Annotated in this window: 17 protein-coding genes, 1 tRNA gene, 2 rRNA genes and 1 pseudogene; 10 read left to right on the top strand and 11 right to left on the bottom strand. The window is 60.0% G+C overall.

Annotated features, from left to right (window positions below; all coding sequences use genetic code 11):
• The first annotated feature begins 4 nt into the window (after positions 1–4).
• The 3 genes from C9427_RS22600 to C9427_RS22590 all read left to right on the top strand — a co-directional run bounded on the left by C9427_RS22600 (position 5) and on the right by C9427_RS22590 (position 3,224).
• Positions 5–2,802, top strand: a 23S ribosomal RNA gene (locus C9427_RS22600).
• Positions 2,803–2,901: 99 nt separating this feature from the next.
• A 5S ribosomal RNA gene (rrf, locus tag C9427_RS22595) occupies positions 2,902–3,016 on the top strand.
• A gap of 131 nt (positions 3,017–3,147) precedes the next feature.
• A tRNA-Met gene (locus tag C9427_RS22590) sits at positions 3,148–3,224 on the top strand.
• Positions 3,225–3,589: 365 nt separating this feature from the next.
• Here C9427_RS22590 and C9427_RS35435 read toward each other — a convergent pair.
• A complete protein-coding gene (locus C9427_RS35435) occupies positions 3,590–3,784 on the bottom strand; it encodes an SEC-C metal-binding domain-containing protein (RefSeq protein ID WP_167434446.1) in 195 nt (64 codons plus the stop codon).
• Positions 3,785–3,921: 137 nt separating this feature from the next.
• On the bottom strand, positions 3,922–4,545 hold the full coding sequence (locus tag C9427_RS22580; protein ID WP_107651309.1) for an MBL fold metallo-hydrolase: 624 nt from the start codon (positions 4,543–4,545) through the stop codon (positions 3,922–3,924).
• Between the two features lie 241 nt (positions 4,546–4,786).
• Between C9427_RS22580 and C9427_RS34860 the strand changes: the two genes are divergently transcribed.
• From C9427_RS34860 to C9427_RS22570, 3 genes and pseudogenes are all read left to right on the top strand, one after another.
• The gene (locus C9427_RS34860) at positions 4,787–4,885 is read left to right on the top strand and encodes a hypothetical protein (protein WP_245437146.1); all 99 of its coding nucleotides are present in this window, start codon (positions 4,787–4,789) and stop codon (positions 4,883–4,885) included.
• Between the two features lie 3 nt (positions 4,886–4,888).
• Positions 4,889–5,068: a hypothetical protein gene (locus C9427_RS34855; RefSeq protein WP_245437141.1), complete on the top strand. Its 180-nt coding sequence runs from the start codon at positions 4,889–4,891 to the stop codon at positions 5,066–5,068.
• A 243-nt stretch (positions 5,069–5,311) separates the two neighbouring features.
• Positions 5,312–5,578 (top strand): annotated as a pseudogene (locus C9427_RS22570) (RidA family protein); the annotation flags it as partial.
• Between the two features lie 158 nt (positions 5,579–5,736).
• Here the strand turns inward: C9427_RS22570 and C9427_RS22565 are convergent.
• The 9 genes from C9427_RS22565 to C9427_RS22525 all read right to left on the bottom strand — a co-directional run bounded on the left by C9427_RS22565 (position 5,737) and on the right by C9427_RS22525 (position 18,038).
• Positions 5,737–7,857, bottom strand: coding sequence for a putative bifunctional diguanylate cyclase/phosphodiesterase (locus C9427_RS22565; RefSeq protein ID WP_107651308.1), 2,121 nt, complete (start codon positions 7,855–7,857; stop codon positions 5,737–5,739).
• Between the two features lie 500 nt (positions 7,858–8,357).
• Complete coding sequence (locus C9427_RS22560; protein ID WP_097575950.1) at positions 8,358–9,320, bottom strand: sugar-binding transcriptional regulator; 963 nt, start codon at positions 9,318–9,320, stop codon at positions 8,358–8,360.
• A gap of 56 nt (positions 9,321–9,376) precedes the next feature.
• The gene (locus tag C9427_RS22555) at positions 9,377–10,096 is read right to left on the bottom strand and encodes an amidohydrolase family protein (RefSeq protein ID WP_107651307.1); all 720 of its coding nucleotides are present in this window, start codon (positions 10,094–10,096) and stop codon (positions 9,377–9,379) included.
• A gap of 11 nt (positions 10,097–10,107) precedes the next feature.
• Positions 10,108–11,094, bottom strand: coding sequence for an ABC transporter permease (locus C9427_RS22550; protein ID WP_107651306.1), 987 nt, complete (start codon positions 11,092–11,094; stop codon positions 10,108–10,110).
• A gap of 12 nt (positions 11,095–11,106) precedes the next feature.
• On the bottom strand, positions 11,107–13,638 hold the full coding sequence (locus C9427_RS22545) for an ATP-binding cassette domain-containing protein (protein WP_167434445.1): 2,532 nt from the start codon (positions 13,636–13,638) through the stop codon (positions 11,107–11,109).
• A gap of 60 nt (positions 13,639–13,698) precedes the next feature.
• Entirely contained in the window at positions 13,699–14,748 is a 1,050-nt protein-coding gene (locus C9427_RS22540; protein WP_167434444.1) for a substrate-binding domain-containing protein, read from the bottom strand.
• Positions 14,749–15,100: 352 nt separating this feature from the next.
• On the bottom strand, positions 15,101–15,922 hold the full coding sequence (locus C9427_RS22535; RefSeq protein ID WP_107651303.1) for a DeoR/GlpR family DNA-binding transcription regulator: 822 nt from the start codon (positions 15,920–15,922) through the stop codon (positions 15,101–15,103).
• A 62-nt stretch (positions 15,923–15,984) separates the two neighbouring features.
• Positions 15,985–16,758, bottom strand: coding sequence for an SDR family NAD(P)-dependent oxidoreductase (locus C9427_RS22530; protein WP_107651339.1), 774 nt, complete (start codon positions 16,756–16,758; stop codon positions 15,985–15,987).
• Positions 16,759–16,769: 11 nt separating this feature from the next.
• The gene (locus C9427_RS22525; RefSeq protein ID WP_107651302.1) at positions 16,770–18,038 is read right to left on the bottom strand and encodes an ADP-dependent glucokinase/phosphofructokinase; all 1,269 of its coding nucleotides are present in this window, start codon (positions 18,036–18,038) and stop codon (positions 16,770–16,772) included.
• 407 nt (positions 18,039–18,445) lie between these two features.
• On the opposite strand from C9427_RS22525, the gene C9427_RS22520 reads away from it, so the two are divergent.
• The 4 genes from C9427_RS22520 to C9427_RS22505 all read left to right on the top strand — a co-directional run bounded on the left by C9427_RS22520 (position 18,446) and on the right by C9427_RS22505 (position 22,699).
• Positions 18,446–19,462: a hypothetical protein gene (locus C9427_RS22520; RefSeq protein ID WP_107651301.1), complete on the top strand. Its 1,017-nt coding sequence runs from the start codon at positions 18,446–18,448 to the stop codon at positions 19,460–19,462.
• 117 nt (positions 19,463–19,579) lie between these two features.
• Positions 19,580–20,866 carry an ABC transporter substrate-binding protein gene (locus C9427_RS22515; protein WP_097577424.1) on the top strand — a complete coding sequence of 429 codons (1,287 nt, stop codon included), beginning with the start codon at positions 19,580–19,582 and terminating at the stop codon, positions 20,864–20,866.
• A gap of 64 nt (positions 20,867–20,930) precedes the next feature.
• A complete protein-coding gene (locus C9427_RS22510) occupies positions 20,931–21,869 on the top strand; it encodes a carbohydrate ABC transporter permease (RefSeq protein WP_245437138.1) in 939 nt (312 codons plus the stop codon).
• Positions 21,866–22,699, top strand: coding sequence for a carbohydrate ABC transporter permease (locus tag C9427_RS22505; RefSeq protein ID WP_107651300.1), 834 nt, complete (start codon positions 21,866–21,868; stop codon positions 22,697–22,699). The genes C9427_RS22510 and C9427_RS22505 overlap by 4 nt, the downstream gene beginning before the upstream one ends.
• Position 22,700: the final 1 nt, after the last annotated feature.

The raw sequence follows: 22,700 nt of genomic DNA, 5'->3' as shown, positions 1-22,700 counted from the left end.
GAACGATCAAGTGTCTTAAGGGCAATTGGTGGATGCCTTGGCATGCACAGGCGATGAAGGACGTGATACGCTGCGATAAGCTACGGGGAGGTGCGAATACCCTTTGATCCGTAGATTTCCGAATGGGGAAACCCACCTAAGGTACTTGGAAAATCACAGCAGCAGGGCAACTTGCTGCTGTGGTTTCCAAGTATCGATAATAGGTAACTTATCCTGAATACATAGGGATAAAGTGGCGAACGCGGGGAACTGAAACATCTAAGTACCCGTAGGAAAGGACATCAACCGAGACTCCGGAAGTAGTGGCGAGCGAACCCGGACCAGGCCAGTGGCGATGATGAGACAAGCGGAACCTTCTGGAAAGTAGGGCCATAGTGGGTGACAGCCCCGTACGCGTAATGCAAATCATCGTCCTCGAGTAAGGCGGGACACGTGAAATCCTGTCTGAAATTGGGGGGACCACCCTCCAAGCCTAAGTACTCGTGCATGACCGATAGCGAACTAGTACCGTGAGGGAAAGGTGAAAAGCACCCCGACAAGGGGAGTGAAAGAGTACCTGAAACCGATTGCCTACAAACAGTGGGAGCCCGCAAGGGTGACCACGTACCTTTTGTATAATGGGTCAGCGACTTAGTGTGACGAGCAAGCTTAAACCGATAGGTGTAGGCGCAGCGAAAGCGAGTCTGAATAGGGCATTCAGTTCGTCGCATTAGACCCGAAACCGAGTGATCTAGCCATGAGCAGGTTGAAGGTAAGGTAACACTTACTGGAGGACCGAACCCATAACTGTTGCAATAGTTCGGGATGACTTGTGGCTAGGGGTGAAAGGCCAATCAAACTCGGAAATAGCTGGTTCTCCGCGAAATCTATTTAGGTAGAGCGTCGACCGAATACCCCAGGGGGTAGAGCACTGGATGGGCTAGGGGTCCTCACCGGATTACCAAACCTAACCAAACTCCGAATACCTGGGAGTACTAGTCGGCAGACACACGGCGGGTGCTAACGTCCGTCGTGAAAAGGGAAACAACCCTGACCTACAGCTAAGGTCCCCAAGTTATGGCTAAGTGGGAAAGGATGTGAGGATCCCAAAACAACCAGGATGTTGGCTTAGAAGCAGCCATCATTTAAAGAAAGCGTAACAGCTCACTGGTCTAAATAAGGGTCTTTGCGCCGAAAATGTAACGGGGCTAAAGCCATACACCGAAGCTTAGGGTTCGTAGCAATACGAGCGGTAGCGGAGCGTTCTGTAAGCTGATGAAGCCATACCCGTGAGGGGTGGTGGAGGTATCAGAAGTGCGAATGCTGACATGAGTAACGTAAGGGGAGTGAGAGACTCCCCCGCCGAAAGACCAAGGGTTCCTGCTTAAAGCTAATCTGAGCAGGGTTAGCCGGCCCCTAAGACGAGGCGGAAACGCGTAGTCGATGGGAACCACGTTAATATTCGTGGGCTTGGAGGTAGTGACGGATCATTGAGGTAGTCCAATCTTATCGGATTGAACGGGCTGCTGCGTGGTTCCAGGAAATAGCTCCTCCTTATAAACCGTACCCGAAACCGACACTGGTGGTCTGGTAGAGTATACCAAGGCGCTTGAGAGAACTATGCTGAAGGAACTCGGCAAATTGCACGCGTAACTTCGGAAGAAGCGTGACCCTTTTCTGCGCAAGCAGAGGAGGGTGGCACAGACCAGGGGGTAGCGACTGTTTATCAAAAACACAGGGCTCTGCGAAGTCGCAAGACGACGTATAGGGTCTGACGCCTGCCCGGTGCTGGAAGGTTAAGAGGAGGGGTGCAAGCTCTGAATCGAAGCCCCAGTAAACGGCGGCCGTAACTATAACGGTCCTAAGGTAGCGAAATTCCTTGTCGGGTAAGTTCCGACCTGCACGAATGGCGTAACGACTTCCCCGCTGTCTCCAGCATAGACTCAGTGAAATTGAATTCCCCGTGAAGATGCGGGGTTCCTGCGGTTAGACGGAAAGACCCCGTGCACCTTTACTATAGCTTTACATTGGCATTCGTAGTGGCATGTGTAGGATAGGTGGTAGGCTTTGAAACCTGGGCGCCAGCTCAGGTGGAGCCACCCTTGAAATACCACCCTTATTACTATGGATGTCTAACCGCGGCCCGTTATCCGGGTCCGGGACAATGTATGGTGGGTAGTTTGACTGGGGCGGTCGCCTCCTAAAGAGTAACGGAGGCGCGCGATGGTGGGCTCAGAACGGTCGGAAATCGTTCGCTGAGTGCAATGGCATAAGCCTGCCTGACTGCGAGACTGACAAGTCGAGCAGAGACGAAAGTCGGTCATAGTGATCCGGTGGTCCCGCGTGGAAGGGCCATCGCTCAACGGATAAAAGGTACGCCGGGGATAACAGGCTGATGACCCCCAAGAGTCCATATCGACGGGGTTGTTTGGCACCTCGATGTCGACTCATCGCATCCTGGGGCTGGAGCAGGTCCCAAGGGTATGGCTGTTCGCCATTTAAAGCGGTACGTGAGTTGGGTTCAGAACGTCGTGAGACAGTTCGGTCCCTATCTGCCGTGGGTGTAGGAATATTGAAAGGATCTGTCCCTAGTACGAGAGGACCGGGATGGACGGATCTCTGGTGGACCTGTTGTGGCGCCAGCCGCATAGCAGGGTAGCTATATCCGGACGGGATAACCGCTGAAGGCATCTAAGCGGGAAACCCACCTTAAAACGAGTATTCCCTGAGAACCGTGGAAGACGACCACGTTGATAGGCCGGGTGTGGAAGAGCGGCAACGCTTGAAGCTTACCGGTACTAATAGTTCGATCGGCTTGATCGTTCTCATTCCTTATGCCCATTTCTGGCGACAATCCTTGGATTGCGCCGAGATGGATGGCACAAATAGACAGCTTCTCGATATAAACATGCGTTTTGCCGACCTGGTGGTTATGGCGGAGCGGCTGCACCCGATCCCATTCCGAACTCGGCCGTGAAACGCTCCAGCGCTGATGGTACTTCGTCTCAAGACGCGGGAGAGTAGGTCGCTGCCAGGTCTGCCAAACGCATGTTTAGAAAATCTTCTCCTCACGATAAGGCCCGCCAACGGGATTTCGGGCCGCGCAAGCGGCCCTTTCATTTGGCCAAGGCTTGAATCTGGTAAGTTTCGGCTTACTTCTAAGGTTGACGCGGGGTGGAGCAGCCCGGTAGCTCGTCAGGCTCATAACCTGAAGGTCACAGGTTCAAATCCTGTCCCCGCAACCAATTCTATCATAAATCAATAACCGTCCCGGTCTAACTGGGGCGGTTTTTGCGTTTTAAGGGCTATTCGACGTTCAGGATGGCTGAGGTACCGCCCGACCATCCCCGGGGCCTCGGCGTGATCGCGGCTCGATACTCTGGGTGGGTCGCGAGCAACAGGTTCGGGCGGGGTATGTCGATCGCCTAAGCCGCGTGACATAAACTGAACATCGCCCGCATTGTGTGCCTGTCTATGGATCCTCAAGTTGGCCCAAGGCTGCCGCTCGGCAATGCGCCTCATGCCGGACATCAGGATCAGATTTCTCACGCTAAGAAGCGGACACTTCGGCCGGGTTGGCGTTGCGCCTCCGAGAATCGCAATCATCTGATCAATCGAATGCTCGAGTACATACGGGAACTTGTCGCAGCTGCCGAACGCGATCGTCATGGCAATTCCGCAGGTTCTTACCGCTGCCGCATGGACACGGCCAGTGACCCTTTACTTTACCTTGGCCCAAGGCCAGCAGAAATGATTGATCAGATATCGGAAGAACGGCGATTCCGAAGAACCTCTGGCACTGCATCTTAGGTCTTAGTACCAGAGGGGCAGCCTGCAGATTTCTACACATTGAAGCGGCCCGGCGGCGGCAACCTTCTCCAACCGTCAGCGCGGCGCGAGCGTGGTCAAATTGAGCGTCTTTTAACGGGGAAGGCAGCTAACCTAGGTGGTGAGACGTTGCCATGGTTGATGCTCATGTGTGAGCCAAACTACTTCAGGATCCAAGGCGTGTACGCGCAACTGGCCCTCGGAACTGGGTTCGTCGAGCTCACCGAGCCAGACCGCCACGTCGCCACCAACAACAATCGGTCGCCCGGCGGTTTCAATGACGACGACCTGCATCCCGTCCGAATGCCCGGGTGCCGGAACGAGGCGGATTCCAGGAAGCAATTCGTACTCGCCATCGACTGGCACATATCGGACGCCTAGTGAATCGACCCATTCGCGAATGGTGTAGTCATCCTTGTTACGGGCGTCCTCAAGCTCTCGCCGCTGCACATAAATGGGCTTACCGGCAAAGAGATGATTGTTGCCGCAATGATCGAAGTGCAGGTGTGTGTTGATGACAATGTCGATGCTGGCAAAGTCGAAGTTCTGCTGGGTCAACGGATAGAGACGAGGTTCCATATCCGCGACTGCCGGATGCGCCTCTCGTATGCCGGTGTCGACCAAGATACGTGCGTCCGGATGATCGATGACATGCACGTTAACCGGCATGCGCACGCCATCGGCAAGCAGATCTGCGACTAGGTAAGGCGTTACGGTTACAGAGGGATAAGTGATCATTTGTGCTCCGTTACGAATCTTAGGCTTGCGTGCTTCCTAGGACGAACGAGGATTGGTTTCGCCGACAGTCGAGCGACAAATTTTTTTCGGATCTTTGGGAGCCGCGCACGGTCTGCCGGAGCACAGTCTGCGCTTGGCCGTAAGCCGGCAGTCGAAAGCGTGTTCAACCCGACGCTGCTCCATCTCGCCGACCGCGTTGCGTCGCCTGCGCGCGAAATCTCTCGCTGGTAGCACGGTCACGGTGAGAGTCCGGTTCGCAGACATTCGGGCCGTCACCAGATCGACGACGATGGATGCGCCGATTTCAGCCACGATGATGCTCGCTGAGATCGCCGAGTAACTGGTGCGCGCCGCACTTGCCGGCTATGCCGGAGAGCGGACAATCACGCTATTGGCGTTGTCGGTTTCGCATCTGAAAAAGCAGCCGGAGATCCAACGCGATCTGCCGTTCGGCCTCCCAACGAAAACCGCAGACCTGGTGCCGGAAAAGGCGTTGCCCGCTGAACCTCTGGTCGCCTCATAGACGCTATTCCCGACCGTTATGGACGTGACGCGATGGGCTGTGCGGCTACGTCGCTTGATGGCCCGCGATCGGTCCAGACGGATTCCGCAAGCTTGCGGAAAAGGACCTGTAGCGGACTAAGGGTAATTCTCGATCGAGCACGATTCACAGGCTATCCCTGTTTGATCCAGTCGTGCCGAAAGCGGTCGCGGATGAAACTGTTGAAATAACTGCCCTTGGAAAACTTAGACTGGTAATGATCCGTCGACTGGGCAACTCGTGAAGGGTCCGGTTCAGGCCCAGGTCGCACAATGCCTTCGCAACATCTCCGCTATTCTGGAGGCTGCGGGTAGCAGTTTGGAAAAGGCGGTCAGTGCAACGCTGATTGTAGCTGACGAGGAAGACTTCGCGGGTGCCAATGAGGAGTGGCTTAAGTGGTTTCCCAGCGACCCACCCGCCCGACAGGGGGCGAAGATGCCGGCCCGCATTCCGGATATGAAAGTCTCGATAGCAATGATCGCCCAGGCGTGAGTCCTCTTCGCGCCCTCCTTCCAGCCGTCAGGCAACCAAGAAAAGCTGCTAGTCTTCTAAGCTGGGGGCAAGGTCACGCCGTCTCGCCGCGGCCATGGCGTGCAACGATCTGCTCTCGACTGTAAAGGCAGGTGCGGGCTTCTAGCGCTCCGAACCTGTCAGGCGACCAGCAGCTTTGCTTTACCGCGGGATTTGCAAACGAATTGTGAGGCCTCTATGGCGGGCATTGCTTTGCCGAAATGGTAACCCTGACCGATCTCGCAGCCGGCCTTGTTCAAGCGATCCAGGATTTCGGAATCTTCAATCCCTTCGGCGGTGGTGGGGAGGGCGAGGCTCTTAGCCAAGCCAAGGATGCCGTACACGATCTTTGCGCTTTCAGGATTGTCCTTCATTGATTGGATGAAGCTGCGATCAATCTTGATCTTGTCGAGCTTAAGTTCGCGCAGGTGATAGAGGCTGGAGTAGCCAGTGCCGAAATCGTCGAGCGCGATCTTGATACCGACATTCTGTAGCGACTGAAGAATCGTCTTCGCCGTCTCCAGGTCCGCAACGAGAGCGTTCTCCGTGATTTCAATCTCAAGCCGATTCGGTGTGAAGCCTTGTTCAGAAAGCACGGCAAGCAGACGTATCGGGAAAAGCAGATCTGACAGTTCACGCGGAGAGACGTTGAGTGAGAGCCTGAGATCGGCCGGCCACTCCTTCGCATCGATGCAAGCTCGCCGCAGCATGGCAAGACTGAATTCCGACATCAGCCCGAGGCGCTCGATGATGGGGATGAACACATCGGGCGCGATCATGCCCTTTTCCGGATGATGCCATCGAGCGAGGATTTCAAATCCGAGCAAGCGTCCGTCGGATAGCTCGATCAACGGCTGATAGTGCGGCTCGATCTCATTGGCCGCCACGGCACGCTGGATATCGGCCTCCAACGCTGCCAGCGCCTTCAGTTCCGTGTCCATGCTCTCTTCATAGAAGCGGAAGGTTCCGCGGCCTGCCTGCTTCGCGCGATACATGGCGATGTCGGCCGCATGCATGAGCGCGTCCCCATTCATTCCGTCCGCAGGACAGAGCGCGATTCCGACACTCGCGCCGACCTCAACAATCCTTGCGGCAATAGTGATCGGCGCCGAGATCGCCGAAATGATGCGCTCCGCCAAGGCGATGGGCGTCTTGGTTAGGTCTCGCCCGTCGACGTCAAGCTCGCAGATAATTGCAAACTCATCCCCGCCGATGCGAGCAAGCGTGTCATTCTTGCGCACAACCGCTTTCAGGCGGGTGGTGATTTCGCCCAGCACGAAGTCGCCGGCACTGTGCCCATGAATATCGTTGACGGGCTTGAACCGGTCCAGATCAATCAACAGCACGGCAAAGGATGCATCGCCGCGTTCGACGCGGCTGAGGGCCTTGTTGAGTTCATCCGACAACACGCGCCGGTTTGCCAAGCCGGTAAGCGCATCGTAGCGAGCCAGTGTCTCGGCAAGTGCTTGGGATTCCTCCAGCGCTACGGCGTTGTTTCGGAAAACCTCAAAGGCCAGAGCCATGCTGCCGATCTCATCGTGCCGGTCGACTTGCGGGATGACGACATCGCGATTTCCGGCGGCAAGTTCGGACAAGGCCTTGGTGATTGAGGCAAGCGGCCGGGAGATCCCGGCGTGAATGACCCAGGTCACCCAGCTCGCCAGGACGAGGGCACATGCTACGACGATCGCGAAGATCGTGCCCGAGGTATCGACGATATTGTCGGCGCGCGCGCCGGCTTCGGCTGCCCCTGCGGCATTGATTGTACTGAGGGTGTCCACGGTGTCATCAACGATCTCATAGAGAGCATGTGCGCGGAGTTGAAAGGCCGGCGACATTGCGAGCCTAGGGTCATGAGATAGTGCTGCCCATGCGCGATGTTCGGCCGCCCATGTGCTCCACTCACGATCGAAGATTGCCAGGAGGCCTAGTTCCTCCTGGGTCTTGTCCAAAAGGCCATAGGCTGTCCTTTGATAGCCAATCGACACAATGTATCCGTCGGCAGCGGCCAATGCGCGGTCGGTCTGGTCTTGGTCCGTCGCGAGTGCCAGGCGCGTTTCCGCCAGACGGGTCTCGGAGAGGAGATCCGCCATTTCTCCAAGAAGCCGGGTGCCCACGACCCACTTGCGGTCAAGCGTCTCCGTCAGGCGATCGAGTGCCAGCATTTGAACAAGCGCGTACGAACTGACACCTATCAGAATTGCGACCGAAAGCAGATAATACGAAATCAAACGAGCGCGAACGGATGATAAATTGAACATAGAAGGCTCCGTTTATTATTATTTTTGAGCTGCCGCATCAGTAAACGGTTGATAAGATGAATGGTTGTGAACAGTCCGCTCTAATGGTTACGCAGATGTTACTGGCAGTCAAATCGCCGTGGATTTGCGATCGTATCTGGGTTGTCGATTTCTTCCATGCGATCGAACAAGGTGATGAACGGCTCTGCGAAGCAGGTGGTCCGATGGCACGTGACGTTCGATGCTGAACTCGTTGAATAGCGCTTCCTGTACCACGATCCGTCGCCCGTCATCGGCTCAACTGAATCAGTGCTTAAGACCGGGTCAGGCTACACTGTTTCACCACAATCGGCGCTGAGCGGTCCGTTTCGGCCGACCCGACGGAGCGCATTGCGCCTCATTCCTGCGTTGCGGCTGTTGGAGGCGTGAGCAGAAGTTGCCCCGGCGCCTCCGGTGACGAAGGGATCCGCACACTTAGCCTGACGGTTAGCGATCACTCCAAGCTCTGGCGTGCTTGCAATTCAATCCATGGACAGCACAAGTCTCGCTGTGTTCTCATCCGTTATCAGCGAATTTGCCAGTCGGCCCTTGAGGGCGGCGCGTATCGCCGGCGCCCGATAGACGCCGGAGGCCACAATGGTGGTGGGCCGATCCGCCGGTTGCGTCCTGACGAAGGAGGTCAGTCGGTCGTGATAGGCCGCGTCGACGATTTCACCGTCGGCCGATATGGCGCAGCCGAGCAGTTCGCCGACCCCGCCGGCGTCCATCGCCTGGGCGGTTTCGGCCGCAGTAATGAAGCCGTCGCGATAGAGCGTTGCCTGGGGTCCCCAAAAGCCTATGCCCATGATGAGCAAGGTGGCCTCTTCCACGAGCGAGCGCAGGACACCATAGCCCGGCTGGGCCTGCAGCACCTCCCGCTCCTCGATCGTATTGGTGACGACAGGCACGGGGAGCGGATAGCACTGGGCATTGAGGCGTTCGGCCAATCGCGTGACGACATCGTAATGCGTCGCACGGCCGTCGCGCGTCAGGTTACCCATCAGCGAGACACAATGATGCTGGGGCCTGTCCATGGGCGGCAGGCGGCGTGAGACTTCGCGCATCGCGCCGCCACTCCCCATGCCGATGGTCAGGGGAGCCTTCTGCTGGATGATGTTCTCCAGATAGAAGGTGGCCTGCGTGGCGACGGAAGGAATATCCTCGCTGCTGCCGCTCTCGCTCAGGCACACGTCGCAATAGATCAGCTCGAAACGATCCCTTAGCCGGTCGGCCAGTTCGATCGACTCCGCCAGGGGATGTATGAGTTGAAACCGGATCAGCCGCTCGGAGTTGGCGAGCGCGATCAATCGCTGCACGATCTGGCGGGAAATGTTGAGCTCGGTCGCAATCTGCTCCTGCGTCCGGCTTTTGAAATAGTAGAGCCAGGCCGCGCGCGCGGCGAGATCCAGCCGGCGCTCTCCAGCCGGATCCGAACGCTCGATCATCGTCGTCAAGAAAACACCTTCGAAATCATGTCAGCCTACCTCATGCAAGCCTGGCGTCAGAGCTTGAGCAGACGAGCGATATTTCCGCCAACAATCGATGCGTAGCCCTCTCGGTCCTGTGTCGAGCGCTCCATCTTCTTGAACTCGAACTCGTAGTCCACGAATGGAGAATCCGTCCCCCAAATGACTTTGTGGGGACCTAGTCTCTTGACTGCTGTCTGGATCTCGAAAATCGGCGCTCTGGACGTCTCCAGATAAAGATTCTCGAACTGGCTGGCAAAGGAAATAGCCTGATCAACGGCCCAGAAGAAGCCCATATGGGCCATCATCAGCGGTACGCGGGGGAAACGGGCCGCCATCATCGCGAACTCCGGCGGGCTATTGAAAAGGTCGCTTGCGCCATGAACGATGATTGGAAATCCCAGTTCGTCCGCGACCTTGAACAGCGGGTCGACCAGCTCGGGATCGGCGAGGTGAAATCCGTTTATGGTGGGATGAAGCTTCAGCCCCTTGAAACCCCACTGCGTAATGCAATGGCGCACAGTGTCGGCCGCGTCGCGTTCCCAGGGGTTGACCGCGCAATAGGGGATCAGCCGGTCCGGGAACTGGTCATAGGCGTCCTTGACGAAATCATTGGTGAAGTTGCCCTCCACGAACGGAAATACGACCGCCTTGTCGACACCGGCGGCGTCAAGCTTGGCGACCAGTTCCGCACCGGTCTGGCGGGCGCCTGGACGGTCGCCGAGATGGTTGTGGGCGTCGATGATGAGGCTCATGATGATCTCCCTTATTGATTGCGCTTCAGGGCGCCGATGGCCATGGCCAGCAGGATGAACCCGCCATTGAGGGCATAGCGGTAGGGCGCGCCGAGGCCGAGCAAGGTCAGGCCGTTGCCGAGAAAGGTGATGAACAGACCGCCCAGCAGCGTGCCCCAGATGGTTATCTCGGCGCGCCGCGACAGGAGGGTGCCGAGATAGACAGCGGCGAAGGCGTCGAGCAGGTAGGGCTCGGCGCCTCGGGGCACGGCAATGCTGGTGCGCGCAACAAGCGCCACTCCGGCGATGCTGGACAGCAGGCCGGCAAGGACGAAGCCGCCCGCGAACACCGCGCGGACATTGACGCCGGCAAGGTAGGCCGCGCGCGAATTGCCTCCGACCGCCCTGGCGCGGCGCGCGAATGTCGTCAGGTTGGTGACGATCATCATCAGGACGAACACCACGAGGCCAAGCATGACCAGCGCCGACACCGGCCCGATCGAGCCTTGGCCGATGAACAGGAAATCGCGGGTAAGCCCCCTTGGCAGCGTGAACAGGATCTGGGGCTCGGCCCCGTTGGTCATCAGCAGTTCGCCGGAGCGGATCACGAACATCATCCCCAGTGTGGAGATGATCGCGGGTATGCCGGCATAGGCCGTCAGCAGTCCGTTGATGAGGCCTGCGATCAGTCCGAACGCGATCGGAACGAGAATGACGATCCAAAGCGGCTCCCTGTGCAGCATGAGCACTGCGGCGAGCAGCCCGGCGCCGTCGGCGATCTGCGCGATCGACAGATCAACCCCGCGCATCGCCATGACGACGGCGAGACCAAACGACATGATGATGAGGATAACGCTCTGGTGCAGGACGTTGCCGATATTGGCAGCGCTCAGGAAGGAAGGCTTCAGCACCGCAAAGATCAGCAGGACCGCGAGCATGCCGATGACCGGCCCATAGGCGCGAAGCTGATCGAGCAGGAAGGCGTCGGGGGAGCGTTTCGCGGCAGCGATGGATTGCATGGGAGCCGACCTCTAGAAAATCAGGATCTGCCCGATGGAGCGCTTGCGCATCAGGCCGAGCGAAATGGAAAGCACAAGCACAATCCCCTGAATCCCGGGCAGCGCCTGGCTCGATACGCCGATCAGGATCAGGCCGTTGGACAGGGAGGCCAGGAAGATCGCGGCCACGACGGTGCCGATCACGTTGAGTTCGCCGGCGCGCGAAATGGTGCTGCCGAGAAAGGTCGCGGCGAGCGCGCTGATCAGGAAGTCGATCCCGGTGGCGAGCGCCGATGCACCATAGCTGTAGGAGGCCAGGAACACGCCAGCCAGGCCCAGCACCAGCCCGCCGAGCGCGCAAGAAGCGAATGCGTATTGTTTCAGCCCGACCCCGCGCAGCGCCGCCGCCGCCGCGTTCTGGCCCACCGCATACATGCGCAGTCCGAGCCGCGTTTCCTTGAGAATGACGTGCAGGACGAAGGTGAAGGCGACGAGAAGGATAAAGACGAAAGGAACGGGCCCGACATAGCCTTGTCCCAGAAAGAAGAAGCCCGGCGCATCGCTGAGCGTGAGCGCCTGGCCGCCATTGTAAAGCAGCGTCGCTCCCATGATGACGAACATCATGCCCAGCGTGGCGACGAAAGCGGGAATGCGAAGGAACAGGATCAGGCCGGCATTGATGACGCCGATCAGAAGGCCCAGGGAACCGCCAAGGCCGATGGCCGCGGCTGAACCGAACCCGCCGATCAGCGTGCCGGCCGCGACATTGGCGGCGAACTGGCTGGCCGCGCCGGCAGACATATCGAAGCCGCCGGCAATCAGAACCACCGTCAGGCCGAGCGCGATAAAGGCCAGAACGCTTCCCTGCTTCAGCACATCGAAGATATTTCCCAGGCCGACGAACTGCGGGGCAAGGACGGCGATGACCGCGACCGTCAGAAGCATTCCGGCAATCGTGCTCCAGCGCGAGAACATGGTGTCGAGGGCGGTCTGCATCGGCGATCTGGCCGACTGCGCTGTAGCCACTTCGGCCGTTTCCGGGGCCGCGCTGCCCGAGGCCCAGTAAAGCAAGGCCTCCGGCGTTGCTTGCGCCTGATCGTCGATCACCTTGTTGATGCGCCCCCTGCGCATCACCACGGTCCGGTCGCACATGGCCGATATCTCCTCGAAATCCGAAGAGATGAAAATCACCGCGGCGCCGGAACGCGCCAATTCCACCATCTGCCGGTAGATCTCGATCTTGGAGCCGACATCCACGCCGGTCGTGGGCTCGTCGAACAGGAAGACCCGGGAGTCGCCCGTCAGCCAGCGGCCGACGACCACCTTCTGCTGGTTGCCGCCCGAGAGGTTTCGTGCGAGCGTCTTTATGGATGGCGGCTGGATGGCGAGACGGTCGACAAGCTCGCGCGCGGCTCCCGCTTCCAGGCGAGGATTGAGCAGCCCGAACTTCGCCCAGCGCGCGATGTTGGAAAGCGTGAGGTTCTCGCGAACCGGCAGGTCGGCGATAAGGCCTTCCTGCCGGCGATCTTCCGGGATCAGCGCGAAACCTTGCTCATTGGCGATGCGTGGATCGGCGGGATTGGACGGGCGGCCGTCAATGCTGACGGTGCCTGCGTCGCGCTTGAGCGCCCCCATGAGCGTAAGCGCCAGTTCCGAGCGTCCCGCGCCGACAAGGCCCGCTATGCCGAGGATTTCGCCGCGGCGAACCGTGAGGTCGACACCCCGCAGCGCCGAACCCTGCGCCAGGCCGCGGACTTCAAGCAATGGCGAACCGATCGGCACTTTCTCCTTGGGATAGAGCTGCGAGACCTCGCGGCCGACGATCATTTTGACAATGTCGCCGCGCGAGACCCCGGCGGCGGGCGTCGTCGCAACCAGCCTGCCGTCGCGCAGCACGGAAATCCGGTCGACGAGGCCCAGCACCTCATCGAGATAGTGGGAAATGTAGATGATGGTGACACCCTGCGCCCGCAGCGAGCGGATGATCTCAAACAGGTGTTCGGCTTCCTTGTCGCTGAGCGAGGCCGTCGGCTCGTCCAGTATGAGGGCCGTCGGATTGCGCAGCAGCGCGGCAGCGATCGCCACCTGGGCTCTCTGCGCCACGGACAGGTCGCGAACGAGCGCGTTGGGGGAGAACTCGGCCTGGACGCGGTCGAGCGCCTCCTGCACGCGCAGGCGCATGGTCTTGCGGTCGAGAAGGCCACCCAGTCGCACGATCTCAATGCCGAGAAGCGCGTTGCTCACCACATCGAACTGGGCGATGAGCTGCTGATCCTGATGAACGATGGCTATGCCCTTGGCTTCCGCCTCGCGGACGTCGCGCAGACGGACTTCCTTGCCATCGATGAAGATCTGTCCGGCGTCCGCCTGGTAGACCCCGGTCAGTATCTTGACCAGCGTCGACTTGCCGGCCCCGTTCTGGCCGAGGAGAGCGTGGATTTCGCCTTGTGCTATCGACAGGGACACATCGTCGAGGGCAACGACGCCCGGAAAAGACTTCCTTATCGAACGACATTCCACGGCCGGCCGAACAGCCGGCGCGGAGAGCGTTTCCGGACTTACCATGGACATTCCAACGACCTTTAAGAAAGTGCTGGAGCGGGGCTTCCGCTCCAGCGATGCGCATCACGGGAGGACGGGCCGTACGACGATGAGGTCGCTGTCTTGAGGCCAACGGCCTTCCACGTCTTTCTTGGCGATGGCGAGGTCATCCCAGACCGAGGGCCCCCAGCGCTTTTCCGCCGCGGCGGCGCCGTTGGCGTGGGTTGCGACATAGACCTCGGTAAAGATGGCGCTTGGAAAATCCTTCTTGCCGCCGATTGCGGAAACAAGAGCCTCGGCCGCGAGCCGACCGATCGCCGGCACATCCTGCACGATGGTCGCCACGAAGGGACTTCCTTCGTCGAGCAGCATCTGGAAACCGATCCGGTCGCCATCGATGGAGGCTATCTTGATCTCATCGCGTCCGGAGCGTCTGACAGCTTCGACCGCGCCCGACACCAGAAGGTCATAAGCACCCCAGACGCCAGCAATGCTGCCCTTTTCGGGATTGGCGGTCAGCAAATCCTCCATCTGCGTCTGCACCTTGGCGGCGCTGTGCTCGGTCGGCACCCACTGCACCTTGACGTTTGGATAGTCGGCGACGACGGCCTCGAAGACGCGCTTGCGTGTCTCGAGAAGCGGCGCGCCAGGCACCCAGAAGGCAACGACATTGCCCTTGTAGTCGATGCTGGAAAGAAGCGATCGCGCCAGCATTGCGGCCATCAGGGCCTCGTCGCCACCGACGTCGGCGATCGCGCCCTCCGTCTTGGAGCCGATCGATGTCGTGATCACCGGAATTCCGGCGGCATTCGCCTTGGCGACGACCGGCGCAAGCTGCTTTGGATCACCCAGCTGCACGATGATGCCGGCGACGCCGGAATTGACCAGACTCTCGATATTCTCGTTGTGTTTGCGCGGATCTGTCCCGCCATCGGTCACCACAACTTCGGCGCCAGCCGCCTTGAGCACGGCGGTGGCGCCCGCGATGATGTCACGGTTGTAGTCGTTGGTGATCTCACGCGCAGCGATCCCGATCTTCTTTCCAGACAGCGCCTGGGCATAAGCCGGTCCCGCCGCAATCGCGGTGGCCAACGCCAGCAGCACGGCGGCTGCCAGCCCCCTGAGCAATTTCATGGCATTCCTCCCTTCGGTCCTCTCCCGGCGGTGCGCAAGCACACCTCCACATACCGAGCATTTGCTCGACATGAGAATAATTGCGCGGCACTTTCGTAAAGTCAACGGCAAAGTGAGACGTATGCTTCGGGCGTTTGATCGACAGTCAGGCAATTATTTGAATTGCCATCCGACAGGACCAATGACGAGAGGGTATCCGGCGCTAAAGCTGATCCAAGCATGAAGATAAGCCGCCCGGCGGGGCCAGAAAAATCAAGTCCTACCCCTCTCAAGCCAATTCTTCTTAAATTTCAGCCGGTTGGGTTCAGCCGGTTTTTGCGTTTGACGCCCGGCGCGAGCCGCCCGGATTTCGCTATGCCGCCGATATCGACGCCCTTGTGGAGGCAACGGTCACCAGGCACTCCTCCGATCGCAGCAGGCCCAGCGCCTCCTTGGAAGCGCTGTCGTCGGTGATGACTTCGTCAATCTCGGAGATATCGCAGAGCGTGCAGAAGCCAGGCGCCGTAAACTTCGAACCGTCCACAAGCAGGATTGTTCGCCTGGCCGACGCAATCATGGCCCGTTTGAGGGATGCAACCTCGAGCGCCGTCTCGGTGAGAAGGGTGCCGGTTACCGCTGAAGCGCCGGTCATGCAAAGGTCGGCGTGGAGCGTCCTGATGAAGCTTTCACCCGGCTCGCCGGCAAGATGGCGATAGCCCGGCCGGACAGTGCCGCCGGGCAGGATGATGCGCCAGGATTTGATGTCAGCGGCAAAGTCGGCGATCTGCAGGCTGTTGGTCACCACGGTCAGAGGCAGATCGCGCTCGGCAGCCGCGCGAACCGCCTCCATGACCGTCGAGGAACTGTCGAAGATGACACTGTCTCGCGCGCTGAGGCGCAGGGCAGCCTCGCGGCCGATCGCCACCTTTTCCGCGTGCTGGAGTTCGGCGTTGACCGTCATCTCCCTTTCGAAGGTGGCCCGCATCGGCTGAAGCAGGTGCGCACCGCCATGGGTGCGTTCCAGGTAGCCCTTTTCCACGAGATCCTCGAGGTCGCGCCGAACGGTCGATTGAGAACCGCCGATCGTGTCGGCCAGCTCCTGGATGCTGGCCGCCCCATTGATCCGGAGATGCTCCAAGATCAGAGCCCGCCGTTTGGCCGGAACGATGTCGACGCGCTTACTCGGAGACTCCATGCATCACCCGGTTGGTAGCTGGCTATGATGCCGGCCGGTTTCCGATCAATTTCGGTCAATCTCTACCAAATCGTATATCCACAATCCACCACGACCACCGAGCCGGTCATCGCACTGGAAGCACTGGAGGCAAGAAAGAGGATGGGTGCTGCAATCTCGTCCGCCCGCGCCACGCGCTTCATCGGCGTCATGTCCATCCAGACCGGCATGAGTTTGTCGTCGGTGAAGCCGTCGCGGGACATGACAGTGTCCACATAGGTCGGAGCCACACAGTTGACGCGCACGCCCCGCTCCGCCCATTCGCCGGCAAGCGAGCGTGTCAGGTGATGAACGGCCGCCTTGGCCGCATTGTAGTGCGCCTGACGCTGCGGCTTGTTCGAAATTAGGCCGGACATGGAGCCGAGCGTGACGATGGAGCCGCGGCCGCGTTCCAGCATCGGCCTGGCGAATTCCCGGCATGACCAGTAGGCGCCGTTGAGATCGACATCGACCACCTTCAGCCAGACCTCATCCGCCATCTCCTCGCCACCTGTATCGGGCCAAGCGATGCCGGCGTTGGCGATCAGGATATCGACGGCCTGATAACGCTCGTTGGCCGATCGGGCGGCCGCGGCGACTGCCTTGGAATCGGTAACGTCGAGTACGACAGCTTCGACCGTGTAGCCTTTCTCGGTCAATTCCCGCCGGCCGGCTTCGAGCACGTCTGGGTTCATGTCGGAAATGATCACCCGCGCGCCGGCTTCGGCGAGCGCCTCGGCCGTCGCCAGGCCGATGCCGCGTCCTCCACCGGTGATGAATGCCGTTTGTCCATCCAGGCGGAATCGTTCGAGATACATCGGATATTCCTTCATGCTTGCTTGAGTGCGATGCGCGTGTCGGCCCGGCTATGCCGGCCAAGCATCAGCAGGCAACCGGCCGTGAAACTGTCGCCGAGACCAAGTGTGGTGGCGGGCTTTTCGACGTAAGGCGAAGCGCATGCGACGAAGGCCCAGCGCCCTTTGCGCACCGGCATTTCGAATGGCACGGTGTGGAACTGAACCTCGGGCGCCGTGGTAATGATCTCGGCTGGTGCGCCCGTAGCGGCGCGTGAGCTGGCGATGGCGCAGCCAGTCATCAAGGCAAGTTCCTCCTCGCGCGGATCGTTGATCGTGATGGCCGCGGCCCAGGTGTCGGCGTGAACGCAGACGCGTTCAAGATCCAGGCGTTCCGCGAGCGCCATCATCGCCTGCCGGGGTGATTGGGCCGAAGGGTCCATGGCGAGAAGCTCGGAATGGCTCATGCCGAGAGAGGTGATTGTGCCTTTTGCCTGGGCGAGCAATTCTTCCACGGCGGCCAGCGAGGCGTAACCGGCAAGCTCGAAATGAATGGTCTTGAGCCCCGCCGCTTTCCAGGCCCGGCTGAGTTCGAAGACATGCCGGCTGGCCGTGCCGACATTCTCCACCGCCTCGTCATTGAGGCCGGAAAGCAAGCCGGTGGCAGCCGATGACGCCAGTTGCCGGGACAGTGCCTCGAAATCTGCATCGCGCTGGATGCCCCGGTCGCAGAAGCGGACGATGACGCGTGATGAGCGCGGAGGCACCAGCGTGCCGATCGGCTGGCCTGCCGTGTATTCGAAGATAAATATTTCGGGAATGTGCGGTCCGGCCGGCTTGATCGCGTCGACCGTCTTCATCACACCGCCTTCGGCGAGCAGAACACCGCTCGGGATTTGCCGCAGCATCTGCTCGTGGCGATCCTCGAGTGCGATCAGCGCGGGCACGCCCAGCCGCGAGAGAACCCAGGCGGCCTGCGGACCGGTTCCGCCGAGCGCGTAGCGCGGCTCGAGCCGCTCGCGCAGCCAGGCCGGACCTTGCGGCCATTCAAAACGGACCTCGCCGCCGATACCGCGCGCGGCGCGTGAGAGCAGAAGCGATGCAAGTTCCCCGGCCGGGCTTGCTGTGGGCGCATCCAGCAAAGGTTGAATGTCGCGCATGTCGACCCTGGCATCCACGCAGGCGCTTATGCCGCACAGAACCAATCCGGACCGGGACAGGGCGCTCGCGCTCAACGGACCCGATCGCGGGTCCGTCAGGGCGGCATAGCGATCGGCCCATGATCCAGTGAAAATCTCTTGCATGGCCGCGTAAATCCTCCCTACCCGGCAATGATGTCAATTGCTACCATTATCTTCCAAATCGTCAATGCGGTTTTGCGGAAGCCCGCCAAAAATATCCATATCTGGCGAATTCCGGAACCGGCCATAGCCATGAGGTCGAAAATCCCTATTCCCTGCTTCGCGTATGGAAGGGGTATCTGACGGCGTCGATTTTATAGCATAAGCTGTTGTTAATACTACTAATTTTCAATCCATATGCAAAAAGTTCTGCTCATTGATGCCTCTGAACAGGTGTCGACTGGTAAAATTTCGAGAGAGTTAGATAGCTATTGACAGATTATGAAAAGAATCGGCATATGGCTGCAGGTCTTTGGCGGCGAGAGGACGCGCGCCGCGGCCCGAGCCGTCCAGAATTTTGAGGAACACCGATGCTCACGAGACTCGATAGAAAACTGGCGAACATCCGGGCGGGCAACTACAAGCCCACCGACTTCATCATCGCCGATGCCAAGGACAGCGATGTCGGAGCGGGCGTGACCGCGACCGGGTTCGACTATTCGGCAAGACCGCCGCGCCGCCGCAGCCGCCAGGAATTCATCGCGCAGATCGAGGCGATCATCAGGCAGGACATCGTCGACATCATGCTGGTGTCGCAGTCGAATCTCGAACTGCTGGACGAACGTGCCGCCTTTCTCGGCAGCGAGGTGAAGCCGGCGATCCGCGCCAATCTCGAAACCATGTGCTGGGGGGCGGTCCGGCATGGCGTCTATACGCAGACGCCATCCATTCCCTTTCGCGATGCCAATCTCGCCCGCCTCGTTGCCAACTATCCGACGAGCGGCACGAATCTCGGCCTGTACTCGGTCTCCTTCAGCAACAATATCGAGCTCGATATCCGCACGTTGAACGCCTTTGCCGAATTCCGGGCAGAGGCTGCCAGCCACAATTTCAAATATTTCTACGAGGTCTTCAATCCAAGCGTCGACATCGGGCTCAGCCGCGAGGAGATCGGCGAGTTCGTCAACGACAATATCATCAAGTCGCTGGCAAGCGTGCCGCGCGCCGATCGGCCGCTCTTCCTCAAAACCCCGTACAACGGACCGAAGGCGCTGGAAGAGCTCGTCAATTTCGATTCCGAACTCATTGTCGGCGTGCTCGGCGGCGGCGCCGGAACAACGCGCGACACGTTCGAGCTCGTCGCTCAATCCGAGCGCTACGGCGCGCGGCTGGCCCTCTTCGGGCGCAAGATCAACCTCGCCGAGGCGCCGCTTCAGCTGATCATTCTGATGCGAGCGGTCGCAGACGGGGAGATGGGGCCGGAAGAGGCTGTCCGCGCCTATCACGGTGAACTGCAGAAATTGGGCCTTGCCCCCAACCGGTCGCTGGCGGACGACCGGGCCATTACGGAGGACGTCTTGAAGGTCGCGGCCGCCAAGGCCGCCTGACCACTGACAGGGAGACGCCATTTCGTCTCCTTCGGAACGTGGCCCCAGAGGGGTTACGACGCCCGCGAGTAAGAGGCCGCGTGGCGCGCATGCTTGGAGAAAAAAGGGAGGAACATAATGAGGAAAATGCTGTTTCTTGCGACGACCATCCTTACGGCGGCTCTTGCCGCCGGTTCGGCCTGGGCCGACGAGAAGGAAGTGACGGTCTGGTCCTGGTTCATCCAGAGCACGATGGACAAGTCGATCGCGGCTTTCGAGAAGGCCCATCCGGACATCAAGGTCAAATACACCTACTACAACTATTCTCCTGAATACATCACGGCGCTGAAGGCGGCGGCGGCTTCAGGCAGTCTGCCTGACGTCATCGGCCTGCAGCCGGGATCGCTGACACAGCAGTACCGGGACAATCTGGAGGCGGTGAATGAGCGCGCCGAGAAGGAATGGGGCGCGGACTGGGCGCAGAAGATCTTCCCGGTCAATCGCAAGCAGATGCAGATGGGCAATCCGGCGGGAGACAAGAACTACTACATCGTCCCGCAGGAATCGCAGGTCCTCTGCATCTGGTACAACCGCAAGATCTTCGAAAAGCTCAATATTGCCGCGCCGAAGACCTATGACGAACTCAAGGCGGCGGCCAAGGCGCTGACCGACGGCGGCTATATCCCGATGTTCCAGGGAGCGGCCGACGGCTGGCAGAACGAGAACGTGTTTCTGATGCTCGCCAACCAGTTCTCGCCCGGCATCGTCGACAAGGCACAGGCCGGCGAGACGCCATGGACCGCGCCTGAACTGGTCGAGGCCATGAAGGCCTGGAAGGGCCTCTTCGACGACGGCATCTTCCAGCAGGGCGCGCTTGGCGCCCATGCCTATCCGACGGGCGCCCAGCTCTTCGCGCAGGGCAAGGTCGGCATGATGGCGCTCGGCTCGTGGTGGATGCAGGAAAGCAAGTTCCCGCCGCCGCTTTCGGAGTATGTTCAGAACATGGAAGGCTTCGACTTCTTCTACATGCCGCCGGTCAAACAAGGCAATCCGGCGAGCCCGCCGGTCGGTGGCATCGACATCGGCTACGGGCTGACAAAGAACGGCGGCAAGAACCCGGCTGCATGGACCTTCCTGGCGGAGCTGACCAATGGCGCCGGCCTGCAGGAAGCTCTGAACGACCTCAACGATCTGCCGGCCTTCGAAGGCCATTCACCGAAGGGCGATATCACCGACCACGTGAAGGAGATGTCGGCCCGCTTCATGACCGACCTGCCAAAGGCCGAAAACCAGAGGTTTGCCTCGCCGGCCGTCGCCGAGGCTCTGGACAACGCCCTTGCCGCTGTCGCGGCCGGCAGCACCGAGCCGGAGGCAGCACTTGCGACCGTGCAGGCGGCGACCGAAAAGGCGCTCGCCGCTCAATGAACCGCAGCGGCCGGCCGGGCGCCTGCCAGCGCCCGGTCCCCGTTGATCTGACAGGGTGAGCATTATGCGCGCAGAAGCCGTGCGAGCCGGACCCGCGACGGCGATCGAACGGCGGCCGGCATCGAGAACCTCGACGCTTTATCTCTTCGCTCTGCCGGCGACGCTTCTGTTCGTCGTCTTCGTTGCCTATCCGATCCTCTGGGTGGCCGGACAGAGCCTCTACATTCGTTCGGGCAGCGGCGTATCTTCCTTCGCCGGCCTCGCGAACTATGTGACGGTTCTCGGTGATCCGACTTTCTGGATCGTGGTGCGCAACATGCTTTTGTGGGGCGTGATCACAATCCCGGTACAGATGCTTATCGGTGGGCTGCTTGCCTATTTCATCGAGCGGCACACCCATGCGCTGCGCGGTTTCTTCCGCACCATGTTCTTTCTGCCGGTCGTCACCTCGGTTTCGGTCATCAGCCTGGTCTGGGTGCAGATCTATGCGCCTTACTACGGCATCGCCCAGGAATATCTGAAGCATGTCGGGTTCGTCATGATGACCTCGCCGATCGGCGACCCGAAGATGGCGATCTATGCGCTCATCCTCGTCAACATCTGGCAGTGGACCGGCTTTTCGATGCTCATGTACATCGCCGGCATCGCAAACCTGCCGAGCGAGGTGCTGGACGCGGCGCGCGTCGACGGGGCGAGGGGCTGGCGGCTTGCAGTATACGTCATCGTGCCAATGCTGGCGCCGGCGACCAAGTCGCTGCTGCTGCTGGGCGTCATCGGCACGTTGCAGACCTTCCCGATCGTCCATCTGATGACCGGCGGCGGCCCGAACCGCGCCAGCGAGGTGTTCGGCACATTCATCTTCAAGCAGAGCTTCGTGCTCGGCGACACCGGCAGCGGTGCGGCCCTTTCCGTCATCGTGCTCGTCGTCGCGCTGGTCCTTTCGCTGCTCCAGATCGTGACACTCGGCGCCCGCCTGACGCCGGCCGGAAAGGAGCGCGCGTGACCCCGCTTGCCCGCTCCCGTCTTCGCAGCACCGTGATCCACCTGGTTCTCTTCATCGTGCTCGGCTTCTGGATGATCCCGCAGGTCTACATGCTGTCGATCGGTCTCAGGACGCCGGCCCAGGCCTTCGATGCGGCGCTCTTCACCTGGCCGGTCACCTTCGACAACTTCGTCACGGTCATCCGTGACAATCCGCTTGGCGGCATCTTCCTCAACAGCCTCATTGTGACGGTCGCGACGGTGGCGATCGTGGTGGCCGTCGCCTCGCTCTTCGCCTTCGCCTGCGCCATCCTGCGGCTCAAGGGCTCGCTCTTCCTCTACACGACGCTGCTGACGACCCTCATGGTGCCGCTCGCCTCCATGGTGCTGCCGCTTGCCATCCTGCTCAAGAATTTTGGCTGGGTGAACACTTATATCGGCCTGATCCTGCCCTATGCGGCGCTTGGCGTGCCTTTTGCCATGGTCATCCTCAAATCCTTCCTGGAAGATGCGCCGCGCGAGCTTTTCGAAGCGGCGCGCGTCGATGGCTGCAATGCCTGGCAGACCTATTGGCACGTGGCGCTGCCGCTGGTCAGGCCAGCCCTTGTCTTCGTCACGATCTGGCAGTTCATCGTCACCTGGAACGAATTCTTCCTTGCCCTCATCGTGCTCACCAAAGCCGAGATGAAGACACTCACCATCGTGCCGATGCAGTATTCGGGCCTCTACATGGCCAATCCCGGCGCGCTGTTTGCGGTGCTCACGCTGATCGCGCTTCCCCTCATACTCCTCTATGTGCTGGTCCAGCGCGCCTTCGTGCGCGGGCTGCTCGCCGGCGCGGTGAAAGGCTAGA

This window comes from Mesorhizobium helmanticense, assembly GCF_003034915.1.
GTDB lineage: Bacteria > Pseudomonadota > Alphaproteobacteria > Rhizobiales > Rhizobiaceae > Mesorhizobium > Mesorhizobium helmanticense.
Note: the sequence above shows the minus strand (reverse complement) of the source record. Positions and strands in the feature narration are given on the sequence as shown.